General features: G+C 38.3%; 20 protein-coding genes and 1 riboswitch. Of the genes, 15 read left to right on the forward strand and 5 right to left on the reverse strand.

What is annotated here, in order from left to right; genetic code table 11:
• Window positions 1-29: 29 nt before the first annotated feature.
• Complete coding sequence (locus JNG87_RS07005) at window positions 30-650, forward strand: hypothetical protein (protein ID WP_202842788.1); 621 nt, start codon at window positions 30-32, stop codon at window positions 648-650.
• Between the two features lie 14 nt (window positions 651-664).
• A complete protein-coding gene (locus JNG87_RS07010) occupies window positions 665-1,066 on the forward strand; it encodes a DoxX family protein (protein ID WP_202842789.1) in 402 nt (133 codons plus the stop codon).
• A gap of 79 nt (window positions 1,067-1,145) precedes the next feature.
• On the opposite strand, the gene JNG87_RS07015 is transcribed toward JNG87_RS07010, so the two are convergent.
• Window positions 1,146-1,781: a DUF1062 domain-containing protein gene (locus JNG87_RS07015; RefSeq protein WP_202842791.1), complete on the reverse strand. Its 636-nt coding sequence runs from the start codon at window positions 1,779-1,781 to the stop codon at window positions 1,146-1,148.
• 495 nt (window positions 1,782-2,276) lie between these two features.
• On the opposite strand from JNG87_RS07015, the gene JNG87_RS07020 reads away from it, so the two are divergent.
• Window positions 2,277-3,692 carry an aldehyde dehydrogenase family protein gene (locus JNG87_RS07020; protein WP_202842793.1) on the forward strand — a complete coding sequence of 472 codons (1,416 nt, stop codon included), beginning with the start codon at window positions 2,277-2,279 and terminating at the stop codon, window positions 3,690-3,692.
• Between the two features lie 115 nt (window positions 3,693-3,807).
• A complete protein-coding gene (locus JNG87_RS07025; RefSeq protein ID WP_202842795.1) occupies window positions 3,808-4,605 on the forward strand; it encodes a helix-turn-helix domain-containing protein in 798 nt (265 codons plus the stop codon).
• Window positions 4,606-4,751: 146 nt separating this feature from the next.
• On the opposite strand, the gene metE is transcribed toward JNG87_RS07025, so the two are convergent.
• Window positions 4,752-7,055 carry a 5-methyltetrahydropteroyltriglutamate--homocysteine S-methyltransferase gene (gene metE, locus JNG87_RS07030; protein WP_202842797.1) on the reverse strand — a complete coding sequence of 768 codons (2,304 nt, stop codon included), beginning with the start codon at window positions 7,053-7,055 and terminating at the stop codon, window positions 4,752-4,754.
• 178 nt (window positions 7,056-7,233) lie between these two features.
• A riboswitch (cobalamin riboswitch) is annotated at window positions 7,234-7,421 on the reverse strand.
• Between the two features lie 195 nt (window positions 7,422-7,616).
• Between metE and JNG87_RS07035 the strand changes: the two genes are divergently transcribed.
• A complete protein-coding gene (locus JNG87_RS07035; RefSeq protein ID WP_202842799.1) occupies window positions 7,617-8,078 on the forward strand; it encodes an Lrp/AsnC family transcriptional regulator in 462 nt (153 codons plus the stop codon).
• A gap of 83 nt (window positions 8,079-8,161) precedes the next feature.
• Here the strand turns inward: JNG87_RS07035 and JNG87_RS07040 are convergent, their stop codons facing one another.
• The 3 genes from JNG87_RS07040 to JNG87_RS07050 form a co-directional block, all read right to left on the reverse strand.
• A complete protein-coding gene (locus JNG87_RS07040) occupies window positions 8,162-8,704 on the reverse strand; it encodes a hypothetical protein (RefSeq protein ID WP_202842802.1) in 543 nt (180 codons plus the stop codon).
• Window positions 8,705-8,804: 100 nt separating this feature from the next.
• A complete protein-coding gene (locus tag JNG87_RS07045; RefSeq protein ID WP_110011617.1) occupies window positions 8,805-9,173 on the reverse strand; it encodes a VOC family protein in 369 nt (122 codons plus the stop codon).
• A 52-nt stretch (window positions 9,174-9,225) separates the two neighbouring features.
• Window positions 9,226-10,086, reverse strand: a complete 861-nt coding sequence (locus JNG87_RS07050) for an alpha/beta fold hydrolase (RefSeq protein WP_202842804.1) — start codon at window positions 10,084-10,086, stop codon at window positions 9,226-9,228.
• Window positions 10,087-10,356: 270 nt separating this feature from the next.
• Between JNG87_RS07050 and JNG87_RS07055 the strand changes: the two genes are divergently transcribed.
• The 10 genes from JNG87_RS07055 to JNG87_RS07100 all read left to right on the forward strand — a co-directional run bounded on the left by JNG87_RS07055 (window position 10,357) and on the right by JNG87_RS07100 (window position 20,253).
• Window positions 10,357-10,500, forward strand: a complete 144-nt coding sequence (locus tag JNG87_RS07055) for a bacteriocin-like protein (RefSeq protein ID WP_171006235.1) — start codon at window positions 10,357-10,359, stop codon at window positions 10,498-10,500.
• A gap of 26 nt (window positions 10,501-10,526) precedes the next feature.
• A complete protein-coding gene (locus JNG87_RS07060) occupies window positions 10,527-10,673 on the forward strand; it encodes a bacteriocin-like protein (protein WP_171006234.1) in 147 nt (48 codons plus the stop codon).
• A 368-nt stretch (window positions 10,674-11,041) separates the two neighbouring features.
• The gene (locus JNG87_RS07065) at window positions 11,042-12,049 is read left to right on the forward strand and encodes a LacI family DNA-binding transcriptional regulator (RefSeq protein ID WP_202842806.1); all 1,008 of its coding nucleotides are present in this window, start codon (window positions 11,042-11,044) and stop codon (window positions 12,047-12,049) included.
• 53 nt (window positions 12,050-12,102) lie between these two features.
• Window positions 12,103-13,017: a carbohydrate kinase family protein gene (locus tag JNG87_RS07070; RefSeq protein ID WP_202842808.1), complete on the forward strand. Its 915-nt coding sequence runs from the start codon at window positions 12,103-12,105 to the stop codon at window positions 13,015-13,017.
• A gap of 11 nt (window positions 13,018-13,028) precedes the next feature.
• The gene (locus JNG87_RS07075) at window positions 13,029-14,273 is read left to right on the forward strand and encodes a sugar MFS transporter (protein WP_202842810.1); all 1,245 of its coding nucleotides are present in this window, start codon (window positions 13,029-13,031) and stop codon (window positions 14,271-14,273) included.
• A 5-nt stretch (window positions 14,274-14,278) separates the two neighbouring features.
• Window positions 14,279-15,688: a carbohydrate porin gene (locus JNG87_RS07080; protein ID WP_202842812.1), complete on the forward strand. Its 1,410-nt coding sequence runs from the start codon at window positions 14,279-14,281 to the stop codon at window positions 15,686-15,688.
• A gap of 16 nt (window positions 15,689-15,704) precedes the next feature.
• Entirely contained in the window at window positions 15,705-16,550 is an 846-nt protein-coding gene (locus JNG87_RS07085; protein WP_238349686.1) for a sugar phosphate isomerase/epimerase family protein, read from the forward strand.
• 164 nt (window positions 16,551-16,714) lie between these two features.
• Window positions 16,715-17,188: a Dps family protein gene (locus tag JNG87_RS07090; protein ID WP_202842814.1), complete on the forward strand. Its 474-nt coding sequence runs from the start codon at window positions 16,715-16,717 to the stop codon at window positions 17,186-17,188.
• A 54-nt stretch (window positions 17,189-17,242) separates the two neighbouring features.
• Entirely contained in the window at window positions 17,243-17,938 is a 696-nt protein-coding gene (locus JNG87_RS07095; protein ID WP_202842816.1) for a LytR/AlgR family response regulator transcription factor, read from the forward strand.
• A 107-nt stretch (window positions 17,939-18,045) separates the two neighbouring features.
• Complete coding sequence (locus JNG87_RS07100) at window positions 18,046-20,253, forward strand: hybrid sensor histidine kinase/response regulator (RefSeq protein WP_202842818.1); 2,208 nt, start codon at window positions 18,046-18,048, stop codon at window positions 20,251-20,253.
• Window positions 20,254-20,263: the final 10 nt, after the last annotated feature.

Below are 20,263 nucleotides of genomic sequence, written 5' to 3' on the forward strand. Positions count from 1 at the left end.
TTTGCTCACAGAAATTTAATGAGTGAAATATGAAGGCAAAAATTATCGCTGTAACAGTTCTTGCATCAGCTTTTCTAAATCTGAATGCACAGAAACTTTCCTATACCCCGGATCTTGTTTTAGGGCATCGCTCCTATACTTATATGCACAATATCAATTATCAGCTGAATGAACAGCTGAAACTGAACAATCTTACCCTATTTGATACAGAATACACCAAAGATAAAGAAAACATATTCTTCATCAGAAATACGCTCTCGTATAATCTTACCAAAAGACTGAGTGCCAATGCGGCATTTGGAATGAAAAATCCCGGCGCATTTTTCAGTATTTATCTGCAATATAAAATCATTCAGTCCTCCTATTCACTTTCCTACTCTATAGGAACTACGTATCAGAAAGGGGTTTCTCTGGAACAGTCTGTATCATTTGAATACACCCCTTATCTGACAGAAAATGTAAAGGGATATTTCAGTGTGCTCGCTATTGGAAACCTCGATGACAGCGGATATCCCAGAGGGCTGCAGTTTATCAGACTGGGCCTGAAACAGGATAAAATGATGTACGGGCTGGCTTCCAATTTCGACCAGTTTAATAATGGAAAAAAGACCCTGGAAAATATCGGGGCATTTGTAAAATATAACTTTTAAAATAATTATAAGAAATGAAAAAGAACATTGATTCAGGATTACTTATCACCAGAATAGCAATTGCATTTCCAATGTCGGTTTATGGAATCAATAAAGTGATCCATGGAGTTGGTTTTATTGAAGATATGATGAGCATGCATAGCTTACCGTCATTCTTTGCGTATGGCGTGTTTGCAGGAGAAATTATTGCACCTCTCATGCTGATTATAGGATTTCGGGCTCGTCTAGCAGGCCTGATCTTTGCAGCCAATTGCTTCACGGCTACGATTCTTGCACAAACAGCCAATATTTTCAAGCTTAATGAATTCGGAGGCTGGGCTTTGGAACTGCTTGTCATCTATATGCTTGTAAGCTTAAGCTTTTTCTTTACCGGCGCAGGAAAATATGCAGTTTCAACCCAAAATAAATGGGATTAATCCAAATGAAATACATAAAGTAAACTCAATAAAATGCCTCCCGATCAACAACCGGAAGGCTTTTATAATGATTGATCATTTACTGTGTTGAGAAAAAATTCTCTTTTCCGATAAGATAAATATTGATCAGCTCCTGCCTGTTGATATCAACAATATCTCCATTCTTGAACTTATATTTCTTTTGAAGAGGCTTCTCATTAAAGTAAACCTTACCTGAAGCAAGCAAGAGGTTCAGTTTAGATGATGAAAGCCCTAAACATGTCCGGATTACTGTTGAGACTCTCATATTAAAATCAAAAGAAGACTGTATTTGAAAAGAAATGAACTCATCTTCCCTATTCATAAGATCTTCTACAGGAAAATTTGGGTATAGAATTTCATATTCCACACTTTCCCAGTCGGCTTCCACATTATTTTTTCTTCTTATTTCCTGTGAGAAAGCGTATTGCCAGGCAGTTTCGGCATGGTTTTCTGAGAATTTACGGAATATTTCTTTACTGATTGATTCTGTTCTGATTCTTGAAAATACGGTCATATTATAGGTATTGCTGCATTTTACACACCGGTAAATCAGCCATATATCAATATTCTTTTTCTGGGCATTCAGTCTGAATTTATCACTGCATTGAAATCTGTCGCTGCTACATTGATTGCATTTCTTTTTGAGTAAGGGAGTATTTTTCGCTTTTACCTCCCAGATATATTGGGTATTCATTACTTATAATCGTGCTTAATATTCTTTTTGGATTTTTTCCATATTATTCACGCATTACAGAAAGGTATACCTCTGTAGTATAATTCAAAGATGAGGTAAGCTATAGTTTCTCTATGTAGTAAAGTTTTGATCAATAGCATTGGTCAAAGCCGGAATAGCAGAGATAAAGTCACCTTTAACAGTGAATACGACAAATAATAGGATGAAATAAAAACCTGTTCGGGCAGAATTACCCAAACGAAAGAACGATCAGCCTGTGGTTACTGAGACTGATACTAAGCGAAAATAAGTTTAAGAGTTGTTCTCAAAACGTTTTATTTACTTGGTTATGATAAAAGTAGTCAATTTTATTGGAGAACGGAACTTTTTACGGATAAATTCAAAAATAAAATGAACAAGCTTTACAATGGACCATACAACAAAGAAAAATTGAGCTTTACAACAAACCTCTCTTTTTCGTTTCTGCCGAAATTTGTGGTATTAAAATCATCAAAAATGAATCAGATTAATAAAATTTACATCAACGGCGAATTTGTTACGCCAAGAGGAACAGAAACTTTTGATCTTATCAATCCCGTTACTAACCAAAAAACCGGAGAAGTGGTTCTGGGAAATGAAGAAGATACCAGAATGGCCATTGCAGCAGCAAAGAAAGCTTTTACAACTTTTTCAAAAACAACAAAGGAAGAAAGGATCCATTTTCTCAGAAAACTGCACGATGCTGTAAGCAAAAGAGAAGATGAGTTGGTTGCTGTTATGGTGAATGAATATGGAGGAACTTTACAGTTCAGCAGAATGAGTGTCCAAAATGCAGTCTCTGCCTTTACAGCCACCATCAATACTTTGGAATCTTATGATTTCGAAAGAACGGTGGGACATTCCAAAGTACGTTTTGAATCTTTAGGTGTAGTTGGAATCATTACCCCATGGAATGCCAGCAATAGCTTTATCTGTAATAAACTTGCCACTGCCATTGCTGCCGGGTGTACCGCTGTTATCAAACCCAGCGAAATGAGTGCGGCACAAACCCAGCTGCTTACTGAATGTTTCCACGAAGCCGGCCTTCCGGAAGGAGTTTTCAATATCGTCAACGGATTAGGAAATGTAGTTGGAAATGAAATTACTCAGCATCCTGATATCGCAAAAATCTCTTTCACCGGATCTACACTTACAGGAAAAGCGATTGCCAAAGGAGCTGTAGACACCATGAAAAGGGTAACCCTGGAACTTGGAGGGAAGTCTCCTAATATCATTCTTGAAGATGCCGATTTTGAAAAAGCAATTCCTATGGCTGTTTTCGGGGCTTATATGAATAATGGTCAGGCCTGCATCGCCCCTACCCGATTATTGGTTCCGCAAAACAGACTGGAGGAGGTAAATGAACTGGCTAAAAAAGCAGCCGGACAGGTAAAAGTAGGAAATCCTGCTGAAGAAGATACTCTTGTAGGACCTATGGTGAGTGTAAAACAATTTGAAAGAGTACAAAGTTATATCCGTCTGGGACAGGAAGAAGGAGCCGTTCTGCTTGCAGGTGGTGAAGGAAAACCGGAAGGTCTTGAAAGCGGTAATTTTGTAAAAGCAACCATCTTTACCAATGTCCGTAATGATATGCGTATCGCGCAGGAAGAGATTTTCGGGCCTGTACTGTCTATTATTCCTTATGCTGATGAGGAAGAAGCAATTGCCATTGCCAATGACACTACTTATGGTCTTGCTGCTTATATCAGTTCTGATAATCATGAACATGCGGAACGTGTAGCTGCACAGATTGATGCCGGAAGAATCTGTATTAACGGGTTTGCCCACGATCCATACGCTCCTTTCGGTGGTTTCAAGCAAAGCGGTATTGGGCGTGAGTTTGGTGTATTCGGACTGGAAGCTTACCTGGAACCCAAAACGATTCTGGCTTAATATGATCTCTTCACAGCAAAAATATTCTCAGCATTGCTTTGCTGTGGAGATTCTATGATCCTGAAAAGTTTTGTAAGTTTGAATAAGAATTGATCAAGAAACAACTATCTGAGCTATGAGCGAAAATAATATTCCTTTTCCCATCAATTACTCCTGTCATTTTTCAGAATTCAGGGAAGGAGAACAGTTTGCCCGGATTCACAGCCTCGGCCTGGTGCTTTCCGGGGAAATGGAACTTAATGATGGCATCACAAAAACGATATTTAAAGAAGGAGAACTCTATTCTGCCAGAAAAAACCATTTATTAAAATTTGCAAAATATCCACCCAAAAACGGGGAAATCAGAACTATATCCATCTATTTTGACGATGCCATGCTTCATGATTTCAGCCGAGAATATGGGTATCAGGCAGAAAAAAAGGACAATGTTCAGGCCTATATAAAACCAGAGCAAAAGGCATTACATTCTTTTATGTACTCATTATTACCGTATGAAGATCTTCCTGCTTCCGAAGAAATCTTGAGGCTTAAACAAAAAGAAGCTCTCCTTTTACTGTTGAATTACGATCCGGATCTTAAGGATATTCTGTTTGATTTTTCCGAGCCTTATAAAATAGATATTGAAGCTTTTATGAATAAAAACTTTCACTTCAATGTTAATGTAGAGCGTTTTGCTTATTTAACGGGGCGCAGTTTATCTGCATTTAAAAGGGATTTTCAAAAGATATTCGGAATTCCGCCAAGACAATGGCTTCAGCTTCGAAGATTAAAGGAAGCCCATTTTCTGCTAAGCCAAAAAGGAAAGTCCGTTTCTGATATTTATTTAGATCTTGGATTTGAAAATTTATCCCATTTCTCATTTGCCTTTAAAAAACAATTCGGCTATCCGCCAAGTGCTTTACAGGCAAAATAACTTAGATTTTGAACCATTAAGATCCTATCAGAACGATTTTCAACTACTTTATTCTTCAAAAATTTTAATAGTTTAAAAATAACAGATCGTGCCATGAAAATCATAACACGATCTGAATAATTGAATCTAATTATTGTAAAAGTTTTCTAAAGTGCATATTCTACAGAAGCTTCTTTGGCAGCAGCCACCATTGCGATTAAAGCTTTTTCGGTTTCTTCCCAGTGTCTTGTCTTCAGTCCGCAATCAGGATTTACCCAGAGCTGATTGGCAGGAATGACATTCTGAGCCTTTCTCAGCAGTTCAGTCATTTCTTCTTTCGATGGTACTCTTGGTGAGTGAATATCGTATATTCCCGGACCAATTTCATTCGGATATTTGAAATCGGCGAAAGCATTCAGCAGCTCCATCTGAGAACGTGAACATTCTATCGTAATGACATCGGCATCCATATCAGCAATATTTTCAATAATATCGTTAAATTCAGAATAACACATATGCGTATGGATTTGAGTGGCATCTTCTACTCCGCTTGCTGAAATTCTGAAAGCTTCTACGGCCCATTTCAAATAGTTCTGCCAATCTGTTTTTCTTAATGGAAGACCTTCTCTTATGGCAGGCTCATCAATCTGAATAATTCTGATTCCTGCTTTTTCCAGATCCACTACCTCGTCACGAATTGCCAAAGCAATCTGCTTACAAGTTTCTGAACGAGGCTGATCATCACGTACAAAAGACCACTGTAAAATGGTAACCGGACCTGTCAACATTCCTTTTACCCATTTTTCAGTCTGAGATTGGGCATATTGAGACCAGTACACCGTCATCGGTGTTGGGCGGGAAACATCACCGAAGATCACAGGAGGTTTCACACAACGGCTTCCGTAGCTTTGTACCCAACCGTTTCGGGTGAATACAAATCCTTCCAGCTGTTCTCCGAAGTATTCCACCATGTCGTTACGCTCAAATTCTCCGTGAACCAATACATCAATTCCGATGTCTTCCTGCCAGCGGATTGTTCTTTGCGTTTCCTCTTTCAGTAAGGTATCATATTGTTCTGCTGTCAGTTCTCCTTTTTTGAATTTGGCTCTCCAGCTTCTCACTTCTGAGGTTTGCGGGAATGATCCGATCGTAGTGGTTGGGAACAAAGGAAGCTGCAATACTTCCTGTTGCTCTTTTTTACGGATTTTGAAGGTGTTTATTCTCTGAGCATCTTTTTCAGTAACAGCATTGGCTCTTTGCTTCACTTCTTTATTATGGATAAGAGAAGAAGTTCTTCTGCTTTCAATTGCTTTTTTATTTTCTTCAAATGCTTCAAAAATCTGTTCATTTTCCGTTCCGGAAGCCAGTTGTTTAAGCGTTACGACTTCCTTTACTTTTTGTTTTGCAAAAGCCAGCCAGTTTTTAATTTCCGGGTTAAGACTGGTTTCAAAATCCAGGTCACAGGGTGAATGAAGCAATGAACATGATGGTGCAATGAAAATTCTTTCAGATCCTAGTTTTTCAACCGCTTTACTGATAAAAGACAGCGACTTTTCGTAATCATTTTTCCAGATATTTCTACCGTCAACAACTCCTAATGAAAGGCTTACACTTTCAGGAATGCTATTCAGAATATCATCCAGCTGCTCAGGACTTCTAACCAGATCAACATGCAATGTATTGACAGGAAGTGAAACGGCAAGTGAAGTATTGTCTTTTAATCCGTCAAAATAAGTGGCAACGATAAATTTCAGTTTCGGAAAACGTTTTCTGATTTCGGCATACACAGAAAGATACGTTTCTTTGGCTTTCTCATTTAAATCCAGGGCCAGAAAAGGTTCATCAAACTGAATCCATTCCGCACCCTGATCCTGAAGTTTGGTTAAAATCTCGATATAGACTGGAAGAAGATTTACTGCCAAATCCAGCTTATCAAATCCCTCTTCTTTTTCTTTTCCTAATAACAGATAAGAAACCAGTCCGATAATCATCGGTTTTGCATTGATTCCCGCTTGTTTTGCTCCGGCAAATTCATTGAAAATCTTATCTGAACTGAGCTTAAACTGTTGATTTTTATAAAATTCCGGAACGATGTAGTGATAGTTGGTATCGAACCACTTGGTCATTTCCATGGCAGTGATATCCAATCCGTCTTTCTGATATCCTCTTGCCATTGCAAAATAAAGATCCAGCTCAGTATTGTTTTTTTTAAGCACCACTTCATGATACCGTGTTGGAATAGCACCTACGACAAGGCTCATATCCAATACCTGATCATAGTATGAAAAATCATTACACGGGATAAGGTCTATCCCTGCTTCTTTCTGGATATTCCAGTTTTGGTTACAGATAGTTCTTCCGGTATTCAGAAGTTCTTCCAAAAGGATTTTACCTGACCAGTACTGCTCGCAGGCTTTTTTGAGTTCTCTTTTGCTACCAATACGCGGATAGCCAAGAATGTGAGTTTGCATTTTTTTAAACTTTTTAATTAAACTTATTGGGAAAGTTCTTTAAAAGGCTTCGTAATATTTTATCGGAAGAATTTTCAGGAAAGTCATGACATGGCAGACAGCGTAATTTCCTTTACAAAGGAAAATACTCGAATCTGATATATCATCTATATGACCCCAAAGCTTCAGACCGCGAAAGCATTGTCAATTCAGTAAAGGCAGGTCTCCTGACTTGTAACAGTTTCCGTCATCCTTCCCGCTTTTGGCAGTGGAGCTGCAAGGACAAAAACTTTTGGTGTGTTTACTTACAGTTGCGCGACAGCTCGTGATTTTCACACGATTCCCTATTAATCTACCTTAAGTAAAACCTTTCCTGTTTGATGAAGTATCTGTAAAGAACTATACTTTTACCTTTAACAAAGGTTGTCAGTAAAAGCTTTTAATTTTGTGTAAAATTAGTAATACAGAATAAAACCACAATTGAAAACAAATAATTAAGCAAATTAAACTTAAAAAAGTAAAAATAAAAGCATATAATTCTGTACATTTGACTGTTTTAATTAATTAAAAGAATAATATTCTGTGGAACAACTCGATGATAAGGATGTACAGCTGCTCAGGCTCCTCCAGAAAAACGCCAAACTCACCGTTAAAGAACTTGCTAAAGAAGTGAACCTTTCTACTTCACCGGTTTTTGAAAGGGTAAAAAGGCTTGAACAGGAAGGTTTTATTAAAAGATATGCGGCAGTTCTTGATGCTGAAAAACTGAACCGCGGATTTACGGTTTTCTGCCAGATCAAACTCAAAATTCACGACCGGTCTGTGGGGTATGATTTTGTAAAAGAAATTTTAGAAATTGAAGAAGTTGCCGAATGCTATAATATTTCCGGAGATTTTGATTTCCTTCTGAAAGTGCAGGTGCGGGATATGAAGCATTATCAGGATTTTGTATTTAACAAGCTGGGATCCGTAGATTCTATCGGCAGCACGCATAGTACTTTTGTGATGGCTGAGGTGAAAAACAACCATGGACTGACGATATAGATTTCTTTTAAAGTTAACGCCGTCTGAGGATAAAAAAATCCGTCAATAATGACGGATACTATTATTGTTTTGTTTTTTAGTACTTAATTGGCAGCCGGATCCCTAAGTTCTGTTGTTAAACCTATTGATTTTAACAGGTTCTTACTGTCGAAAAGCAATGTTGTATAATGTTTGCCTTTTTTAAAAACCAGTTTTGACCCTCCAGGAAATTCACTGTCTGCTCCCGATTTTTGTATTTTGGCATTGTACTTACCGAACTTCGTTTTACTGTCCTGTAATGTACTTTTATTCAGAACAAGACCAAAAGGAAGCCCTTCCACAATGACAGATTTATTGTCTGAAGTCACAAAAAACATCTCATTGATACTATTGTCTTTTCCCAGGCTGCAATAAAGCTCCAGTCCTGTTTTCATAGGCCATTTTGCATATTTTTCTTCGTTGGCATCTTCATAAAAAACAGTTTTTACGTTCAACGCTTTTGAAATTTTATCCGGAGTCTGTGGGAATATGAATTCTGAGTTTTTGTCCAGTAAAGAACCCAACACGGCTGTTTTCTGTGAAAATGCAGTTGCACTTAATACCAGAAAAAAGATGGTGACAATGAAATGGAATGGTCTCGTCTGCATAAAAATATTTTAAATTGTAATGATTTGATGGCTAAAGATATTAAAATTTTGGGCAAAGCTCTATTTTAAGCAATTTTTTACATCGCACTTCTGTTTTTGGCTATTTTCTTTCCTGTAAATTGAACACGGTACCGGCAGGATCGGTAATCCAGTGCATATTTTCAGGAAGCTCTTCTATTTCGTCACAGGTTTCCACACCGTTTGACAGCAGATATTGTGTAGCAGCTTCTACATCGGGAACGGTAAGCTGGAGCCATGTTTCAGAATGGGTATAGTTATCAACACAATCCAGCCATATGATATTATTCCCGAATTTCACCTCGTGGGTTCTGGAAACAGTGGGATTTTTTATCGGCTTTTCCTCAACTTTCAATTTTAAAATATCCCTGTAAAAAGCAACCGTTTTTTCGTATTTATTTTTGGGAATTTTGATAGCGATATTAATTCCTGCCTCAAATTTTGTATTCATAGTATAGATTTTGAACTTTATAAACAGATTTCAATTCTTTGATGGCATTCTATTATTTCAAAAAAACATTCAGATAATTCACAATCATTGCCGTCTGCATCATCAGGCTTACATGGGTTTGTCCGGGAGCGATAGCCAGCTGGGACTTTGGTAATTCGCCCATATCTGCAAAAACATCACCTCCCAATAATTTATAGGTTTTTGAAAGTTCTGTTTTATCCAATCCGTCATTATCACCAGCTATGATTAAGACAGGCACCGGAATTTTAGAGATATTATCATCACCCAGGTCAAAAGGCTGTCCGGCAGAAGCCATCATCTGCTCCAGAAATGGTTTCCATTTTGTTTTATCAGGTGCTACAGCATTATAGGCAGTATGCATAGGGCTGTTTGTGAAGAGTTCAGGTTTCATTCCTTCAAGAGCTTTATTTACTTCGGGCAGCCATCCGTTAGTTTTATAGGTTGATGAAATGATAACCAGTTTGTTCAGTCTTTCCGGACTTTGAATAGCCAGTTTATAGGCCACTTCACCTCCAAAGCTGTACCCTGCCACATCTGCCTTGTCTATTTTCAGATAGTCCATTACCTTTGTAACATCACTGGCTAAAGTAGCATGCGATAATTTCCTTTCTGAAAAAGGCGTGTGACCATGTCCCTGTAATTCAAGAGCTATTACTTTTCTGTTTTTGGACAATTCCGGGATCAATTCACCCCAGTTCAAATCAATCGTCATGAAAGCGCCATGTAACAGTACAAGAGGCTTTCCTTTGCCATAGACTTCATAATAAACTTTGATGCCATTAACAGGTGCATAACCACTTTCAGAAGGTTTTATTTTTTGTCCATATACCGGAGAGGAGGCAAGGATAATAATAAAGAACAATACTGCAGAGAATTTGAATAGACTTTTCATAATATTATCAGATTTGGTGGATTAATTTTAAGTCAAAGTTACCAACCCGATCGGAAAACGGACTTGTCACAGGGCAAGATTTTATAGAAATGAGAGGAATAGTTTAAGGATTGGTTTAAACTTATTCCCAAAAAACATTTTACTTCATTACATAAAATAAACTTTAATCATTCTACAATTAAGCAACTAAAAAATAAAAATTTTACAATAATTCTATCATGGTTGATAAAATTTTATTAATTTCGAATTGAACTAAACGTACAATTTATTATGAAAAATTTAAAGAAAATCGAAAGAAAAGAATTGAAAACAATTAAGGGAGGAATTGACTGCAGAGGTGGTCAACTTTGTTTAATCGGTGGTAAGTGGCAATGTATGCCTTACGACGGATGCGGTGGCGGAAACCAGCCTTAATTTCAGTGTAATTCAATTACTTGACTATGAAAAATGTAAAAAAAATTTCAAGAGACCAGTTGAGGAATATTAATGGCGGAGCGACAAGCTGCTCTGAAGCCTGCTGCCCACCTCCGGGAATCAAAAGATGTCCATGGGTGATCTGTGTTGCGCCATGTGATATTTTAAGTTAAAAGACTGTATTCTCAAAATAAGCCCTGCAATTCATATGAGTTGCAGGGTTTTATTTTATAGTATAAAGTAAAAACTCTCATTATTATGTTTCTTTATTATTATATATAAAACTTAGTTTCCAGCTATTTAAATCTAAAAAATTAAATTTATTGGATAAACGTTTAACCTAAATTTAATCTCTACATTCAATAAGTTAACAATTTATTCATATTGAAAAAAGACAACAATAAAGTAAAACGCTGATAATGAAGATGTTGGTTATTTTTAAAAAAAGTGCGAAATTACATATTTTTCGGAAACCACCAAAAAAAACAGCTATTGTTTTTTTACTATTTTCTGAAATATTTTTGTGCATTAAAAAAATAAAATGAAAAGGTCTTCCATAAAAGATATTGCTAAACTGGCAGGAGTTTCCGTAGCCACCGTATCTTATGTTCTTAACAGAAAGGAAGGACAGCGTATCAGTGAGGAGACCCGGAAAAAAATTTTTGAAATTGCTGAAACGATTAACTACACTCCGAATAAGATTGCAAAAAGTTTGAAAACCAATAAAACAAAGCTTCTTGGATTAATCGTGGCGGATATCTCCAATGACTTCTATTCCCATATGGCAAGAAATCTTGAAGATAAAGCTTTAAAGTTGGGTTATACCCTGATCATCGGCAGTTCTGATGAGAATGCAGAAAAATTTAAAAAACTTACCGAACTCTTTTCACAGCAGCAGGTAGACGGAATGATCGTTGCCCCCGTAGCAGGGTCAGAAAAGACACTAGAAAACCTTATTCATATTAAATATCCTGTTGTAACGATCGACAGATATCTTAAAGGGGTTTCTGTTCCCGGAATTACCATTGATAATCAGGAGATCGCAGAAAGTACAGCCAGCCTTCTTCTTAATAAGAACTTTGACAAAATGATCTACGTTGGCTATGAAACTGATCTTCCACACCTTCTGGACCGCCAGCATGGCTTTGAGAAAGCGGTAAGCTCTTCCAGCAAAACAGTTGAAATTCAATATCTTCTGGTAGGATTGGAAAATATTGTACAGGAGGTACATTCTAAGCTTGAAAGTACGTTGGGGAAAACTCCAGAAAATACTGCGTTATATTTTTCCAGTAATAAACTTGCGGTAGCAGGGCTTTCCTATCTCGTTAAAAACAATATAAAAGTTCCGGAACAGGTCTCAGTATTGGCATTTGATGAAACGGATGCCTATGACCTCTTCCCTACGGAGATTACCTACATCCAGCAGCCGATTGAAGAAATGGCTGAAGAGGCTATCAAGCTTCTGGACGGGCAAATCACTGATTATACAGCAACCGGAAAAAGAATAACATTATCCGCCAAACTGATTGCCAAAGCATCTTTAAAATAATCAAATCTATATCAATCATTTTTTTAAACAACAACTTAAACGTTTAACCTATTATGATAAAAAATAAATTAAATCACGTGGTATGTTTCGGAGAGGTTCTGTGGGACATCTTCCCTTCCGGATCCAGAGCTGGTGGTGCGCCATTTAATGTTGCCTACAATCTTTTTAAAATGGGAATCGACACCAAAATGCTAAGCCGTATAGGAAATGATGAATTAGGGCACCGTCTTCTTAACCAAATTCAGGATTGGGGAATAACAACAGATTTTATCCAGGTAGACCAGGAAAAGGCTACAGGAACTGTAATTGCTGATTTTGATGAGCATGGAGAAGCTGTATATGACATTGTAAAGGAAGTTGCCTGGGACTATATCCAACCTCTGCCGGAACATAAAGAACTGATTCAAAATTCAGAAGCATTTGTTTTTGGAAGTCTGATCACAAGAAGTGAAGCTTCCCAAAATACACTATTGCAACTTTTGGAATATTCAAAGTTCAGGGTTTTTGATGTTAATTTCCGCCCTCCTTTCATCGATTTTGAATTCATTAAAAAACTATTGCACAAATCTGACCTTGTTAAAATGAATAAGGCAGAGCTCAGAACAATTCTTGAATATCTCGGTGAAGACTATATTGATGAAGATACCAGCATCAAACATCTTCAGGCTTATTTCAACCTGAATGAAATTGTCCTGACCAAAGGAAGTAAAGGCGCCAGATACTTTGTGGGGAATATTGCGTATGATTTTCCGGCAGTTCATATTGAAATTGCAGATACTGTGGGCAGTGGGGATTCTTTTCTTGCCGGGTTTCTGTCTAAAAGAATTCAGGGAAAATCGCCGGAAGAGATCATGAAACAGGCAACTTCACTGGGAGCCTTTATCACATCGAAATCAGGAGCATGTCCGGATTATACCTATGAAGAATTCAAGGCATTCAGAGAAAAAAACAGCTGTAAAACCTCTTAAAAACATACGATATGAATACTCCAAAATTTACAGATAAGAAATACTATATCATCCTGTCCTTTGTTACCTCTTTATTCTTTTTCTGGGCTATTGCCCTTACCATGGGTGATGTTCTGAATAAGCATTTCCAGAACGTTCTTCACATTTCAAAGTCCAAATCAGGGCTGGTACAGCTTTCCATTTTTGGGGCATATGCATTGATGGGCGTTCCGGCAGGTCTGTTTATGAAAAGATTTGGTTATAAATTAGGAGTCATCCTGGGTCTTTCATTGTTTGCACTGGGAGCCTTTCTGTTTATTCCGGCCGCCGACACTTCCTCATTTAACTTTTTCAGACTAGCTCTTTTTGTTCTTGCGATGGGAATGGCAACCCTTGAAACGGTAGCCCATCCTTTTGTAGCCGCTTTGGGGGATGAAAGGACGAGTGATCAGAGGGTTAATTTTGCCCAGTCTTTTAATGGTCTGGGAGCTATTATCGGTCCTCTTTTAGGCGGATATTTTATTTTCGGAACTCCTGATTCCGGATCTGGATCACTGGATTCAGTAAAAAATCTTTATACCTGGATTGGGATTGTCATTCTTGCGATTACTATTATTTTCAGCTTTATCAGGGTTCCTGATCTGAAAGACCCTCATGCGGAAGATATCATCATTTCAGAAAATGAAAAAGGAGAAGACCAGTCTGTATCAGATCCGCACGCACCGCTCTACAAGCAGAGACATTTTATATTTGCAGTTATTGCCCAGTTTTTTAATATTGCCGCACAGGGCGGAACCTGGGCTTATTTTATCAATTACGGGGTAGAAAAAATGCACCTTCCGGAAATACAGGCTTCCTATTACTTTTCTTTAAGTATGGCCATGATGATGATCGGAAGATTTATCGGGACTTTCCTGATGAGATTCATTGCTCCCAACAAACTGCTGGCTATTTTTACCGCATGTAATATCGTTCTGTGCCTGATTATTTCCCAAAGTTTCGGATGGGTATCATTTGTAAGCCTTATTTTGCTCAACCTTTTCCTCAGTGTGATGTATCCTACCATATTCAGTCTTGGGCTTAAAAGATTAGGATCTAAAGTTCAGCAGGCTTCCTCATTCCTGGTTATGGCAATGTTTGGAGGAGCTGTTTTCCCACCGATCATGGGGAGAATTGCTGAAAAAGATATTGCACATGCATATCTGCTTCCTATTCTATGCTATGTTGTTATTTTATTATTTGCATTAAAGTACTACAAGCCTAAAACACTTAAATAATCCCTATGAAAACAAAGCTTTTATTAGCCTGGCTCATGTTACTTACATGTGCTGGCAGGGAAATTAATGCCCAGATCACGATAACCAATAAAAAATTTTCCTTCGGAACAACCGGAAGAATCGGAGCCGGTTATTCTCCGAATGCCGATGGAAAAACAGGAAGACAGCTGAATCTGAACAACCAGGGATCTTTAGGAGGCAGAATGGATCAGGGAGATTATGTAGATTTCTTACCAGCCTTCCATTTTAGCCCGGTGGTGAATGGTGACAGTACAAAAAGTACAAAGATCGATATGCAGGCAAGACTGAGCTTTTATTCAGGAGGGACTTTTCTGGGAAATGTAGACTCAAAATCCAATCAGGGAATGATTGTTGCCTTGCCGGAAGCCTTTGTTGAAGCAAGAAATATTATGGGAAGTGACTGGGATGTCTGGGCGGGATCAAGATGGCTGAGATATGATGACATTCACATTGCAGATTACTTTTATTTTGATGACCATTCCGCAACCGGTTGGGGACTAAGACATAAAAACACAAGGTTTTCAATGTTTTTCCCGGCAGCTATTGATACTGCAGCCAGTAACTCCACTCCATATTCATACACCAATGTCATCAGCGGATCAAAAAACCTGATCTACAGACAGAGAGAAGTTTTTGTCCTTGAGCAGACCCTTCCCTTTAAAAATACAAAGCACAAGCTGAAATTACTGGCAGAATTTCATCATGTAGAAAAATCAGGGGAAAATTCTGTAGAGCAATATCCATCGGATCAGGGCTTGGTTTTTGGAGCTAAATTAAATTCAGATATTCCAACAACAATTTCGGGTTCATTCAATCAGATTTCTGTAAGATACGGGACAGGAATTGCCAATGGAGGTGATAATGGTAATACACAGACCTGGCGAACCTACGGAGCTCCTGATGAGGTCACAAAAACGTATAAAGGAGCTTACTCTTTTACGGTTGTTGAACATTTCCTGTGGAATATATCAAACCGCTGGTCACTTAATCCCTATGCCGTTTTCACCAAAAGTAAAGGAGGATCAACCAGTACTGATAAAGCGATGGACTATTATAACCGTGAAATTTTCAACAGAAAAACAGAGTTTAATACGGGAATCAGAGCCACCTATTATTACAACAACTGGTTTCATATTCTCTCTGAATTTCACTATGCAACCCGTAAAAACGGAATCCAGGATGCGGCATCAATGATGAAGCTTGTTCTGGCTCCCACCATTGTTCCTACGGCGGAAAGAAGTGTCTGGGCAAGACCTCACATCCGTTTTATTGCAGAAGTATCAAGATATAATGATGAGGCTATGAAAAGTCTTTACTCACCGTTTTTACAACAGTCAGGAGCCAAAAGATACGGGACTTATTTCGGAATACGAACAGAATGGTGGATTTTTTAAATTAAAATAAAGAAATATGATGAATATAAAATTAGGGGCTTCCCTACTCTCCTGGATCACTCCGCTATGGAATGCGGAATCAGGAAAATATGCGATAGAAAAAACGGCTCAGGCTGGCTTTGATCTGATCGAAATTCTGCTGCCCGGATCAATGGATTTTGATGCCAAAACCGTAAAAAAACAACTGAAAGACAACCATCTGGAAGCAGTATGCTCACTGAACCTTCCCAAAGATACTCACATTGCGTTTTATCCCAAAGCAGCGGAAAAGTTTATCAAAAAAGCCATCGATAAAGTATATGAACTGGAAACCCATCTTCTGGCTGGTGTCCTGCATGGCGGAATCGGTGTTTTTACCGGAAAACCACTCACAGAAAACGAAAAAGAAATCATTGCTGATGTATGGTCTAATGTGGCGGATTACGCCCAAACCAAAAGTATCGATATTGCCATAGAGCCTATTAACCGCTATGAATCTTATGTCTGCAATACGGCAGAAAATGTCCTGGAACTTATTAAGAAAACGGGCCGAAATAATCTCTTCCTTCACCTTGATACCTTCCATATGAATATCGAGGAAGATAATTTTTATGATCCGATTATCACTTCCGGAAAAATGCTGAAGCATATTCATGTGACAGAGTCTCACCGGGGCATGCTTGGAGAAGGGACCATCAATTGGGAAGAATTTTTCTCAGCATTGAAAAAAATCAATTTTGAAGGAAATCTGGTTCTTGAAAATTTCTCTTCTTCAATTGCCGGAATGCAGGAACAGGTTTCTTTGTGGCAGAAATCACCTTATGATGCGCAGGAGCTGGCTGAAGGCAGTCTTGATTTTTTAAGGAAGCATCTCTGCAGTTGATAAAATTATGTGCTATATTATTTTGAAACTTATGGAAAGTGGAAATTGTCCGCTTTTCACCGACTGATTCTGCCCGTTCATCGAAATTCCAAGCCGTTTTGGTGCGTTATTGAAGACCTTTACATCAGAAAAAAGCAATAATGCTCAACTAAAATCTTATTATTATGAAAACAAAAATCGGAATTACAGAAAAAAACACAGAAGCTGTTGCAGAACAATTAGCAAAACTATTAGCAGATGAAACACTGCTTTACATCAAAACAAGAAATGCCCACTGGAACGTTACCGGAAATAACTTCCATGCCAATCATATTTTCTTTGAAGAACAGTACAAACAACTGGATGAACTGATTGACAGCGTGGCAGAAAGAATGCGTAAAATCGGGCACTATGCACCTGCCACGATGAAAATCTATCTTGAACTGACTCATTTAACGGAATACAGTGAAAGAACCAATGACGGTTTGGGATATATGAAAGACTTGTTAAGTGATCATGAAAGCATTATCGAATCTCTCCGCGGAAATATCACTCCATTTGCAGAAAAGTATAAAGATTACGGTACCAGCGATTTTATTACAGGTCTGATGGAAACCCATGAGGAAATGGCATGGATGATCCGTTCCTATTTCAGATAACACAAAATAAAAAAGTTATAATTATCTTTGTGTAAACCATAAACAACTATACCTATGAAAGCCTTAATCGTGGATGATAATGATATTGCAAGAACAACATTAGCACACCTTGCCAAACAGGTTCCGGATCTTTCCATTGTCAGCGAATTTTCCAATGCTATAGAAGCTTATCATTATCTTCAGTCCAATTCCGTCGATCTGATATTTCTCGATATAGAAATGCCGGAAATGACAGGAATTGAACTCACGAAAACGCTTTCCGGTAAAGAGACCATCATCATTTTCACGACCTCAAAAAAGGAATATGCACTGGAAGCCTTTGAGCTTAATATTGCAGATTACCTTCTGAAGCCCATTATGCCGGTCAGATTTCTGCAGGCAGTAAGCAAAGCACAGACGATTCTTGAAAGCAGAAAAGAGAATGTGGAAATCACAAGGGATGAGTTTCTTTTCGTGAGAGATTCCAATATTACAAGGCGCTTAAAACTGGATGATATTTTCTATGCTGAAGCCATGGGTGATTATGTAAAGTTTTATACCAAAGAAAAGATGTTTGCCATTCACGGTAAAATGAAAACAGCTGAAGAACGTCTTCCTAAAGATCATTTTATAAGAGTTCACCGTTCCTATATTGTTTCTGTGGGTAAAATTGACACTCTTCAGGACGGCGGTATTATGATCAACGGTAAATTCATTCCTGTAGCAGATGCCTACAGGAAAGCACTCAACATGAGAATGAATGTCTTTTAGCCTTTGCCGGCCATCAGAAATCTGACTTCCTTTTTTGATCTCAATCCCTGAACAGTTTAGGGTTTAATCAACCTTTATCTGCATTTTATTTAAATCAGACCGTTATTATGAAAAATATATCTTCAGTAATGGATAACAAGCGATTCAGCTATTTTATTATCCTGACATTTATTGCAGGCTCACTCCTGCTGATAGCTGTTCAGCTCAATTCTGCAGGAAATACCAAGGCACTGATTCAGAATAACAATACCTTGCTGAGCGAATTACGTTCCAGCAATCACTTAAGGGAGATTGACCGTGATATTCTGGGGGTGGAAAGCAGAATCAGAGCTTCTATTGCAACAAATGACACCACGCATCTCGAAGGCATTGATCAAAAAATCAGTCAGATTGAAAATTTCCTGGATTCTCTGTCCAAAGACAATGTAAATGCTGAAGAAGAAAAGCTGATCCACCGGCTAAGCGTTCTTGCCATGGAAAAGAAAACAACCAAAGATAAACTCCTGCACCGTTATCTTTCTGTTGGAAACATGGACGATAATACCTCCATTGCCAATCCGCGTGCAAGAAAAATTTCTAATGAAATCACCAGCATCACGGCTAAAATATATGAAAGCAGAAAACTGAATATGGTTGAGCTCAGCCAGAAAAGTGAGGAAATGGGGCAAAAAGCAAGATTCTACGACATCTCAATACTGATCTTACTGATTTTGGGCGGGTCTGTTGTTGGATATCACATTCTCAGACAGTTTAAACGCCAGAGATTACTTATAAGCGAACTTGATATTGCCGAGAAAAAAGCGTTGGTAGCAGCACAGACCAAAGAAAATTTCCTTGCCAATATGAGCCATGAAATCAGAACTCCTTTAAGCGGAATTCTCGGGTTTACCAATCTGCTGCAAAAACGTCCACTGGACGAAACCTCAGCAGAATTTGTTTCTTCAATACAGCGTTCCGGAGAAAACCTGATGGCCATCATTAATGACATTCTTGATTTATCCAAAATAGAAGCAGGAATGATGCGCATTACCCCGGGAATTTTCAGCATCAACGGTCTGGTTAATTCCGTGGAAACATTTTTTACAGAACGGGCCAAAGAGAAAGGACTTACCATTTCCAGTACGATTGATCCTTCCATTCCTGACACATTGGTGGGAGATGCCACAAGACTGACCCAGATTCTAGTGAACCTCATCGGAAATGCCATAAAATTTACCCATCAGGGAAATATTTCTGTTGAAATCTACAGTAAACAGCAAACAGAGAAGGAAGCCGTTCTGAGATTTAAAATTTCAGATACGGGAATTGGAATTGACAAAGAAAAGCTCACTGAAATCTTCGAAAGATTCAACCAGGGAGAAGATTCGACCACAAGAAATTACGGCGGAACAGGATTAGGCTTATCCATCGTGAAAAGCCTGATTGTACTGCAAAACGGAAACATCGAAGTAAGCAGTGAACAGGGCAAAGGAACTACATTTCATTTCTATATTCCTTACGGAATTGCTGAGGAACAGCTTACTGTCATTCCAGCTGTTGATCCCCACTATTTTAAAGATAAATCCAATACGCCCCTGAAAGTACTGGTGGTTGATGATAATGTGATCAATCAAAGCCTGATGAAACATCTGCTCTCCCAGTGGAATATTGATTTTCATATTGCATCGAATGGTCTTGAAGGAGTAAGTTATCTCAAAAGCAATGCATGTGATCTGGTTTTAATGGATATACAGATGCCGCAGATGGATGGATATGCTGCCACCCAAAAAATACGGGAAGAACTCAGACTGGATATTCCGATCATCGCAATGACCGCCCATGCGCTGGCAGGGGAAAGAGAAAGATGCCTGAGCCGTGGGATGAGCGAATATATTCCTAAGCCTGTCAATGAAGAAGAGTTGTTTATGCTGATTTCGAAACTCGGGTTTAAAGAAAATAATAAAAACGAAAAGAAAACCGAAAACCCATCATCTGACTATCAGTATATTGATCTCACTTATATGCAGACGGTAAGCGGCGGCGATAAAAGCTTCGAACAAATGGTCACTCAACAGTTTATTGAGAATATCCCCAATCATCTACAGAAATTGACAACAGCTTATGAAAACCGGGATTTTCCAGGGATGAAACTGTGGGCTCATGATCTGAAATCCAGCATTGCCATCATGGGATTACATCCTCTGTTAAAGGAAAAACTTGATATTCTTGAAACAGCATCAGCAGAAAACCCTGATCTGCAAAAAATACTGACAGAAGTACAGAACGTTTTGTTGAAAGCCGTTTCTGAAGCTGAAGCATTTTCAAAAACAATTTAAAAATAAGAAA

Source organism: Chryseobacterium cucumeris (genome assembly GCF_016775705.1).
Lineage (GTDB): Bacteria > Bacteroidota > Bacteroidia > Flavobacteriales > Weeksellaceae > Chryseobacterium > Chryseobacterium cupriresistens.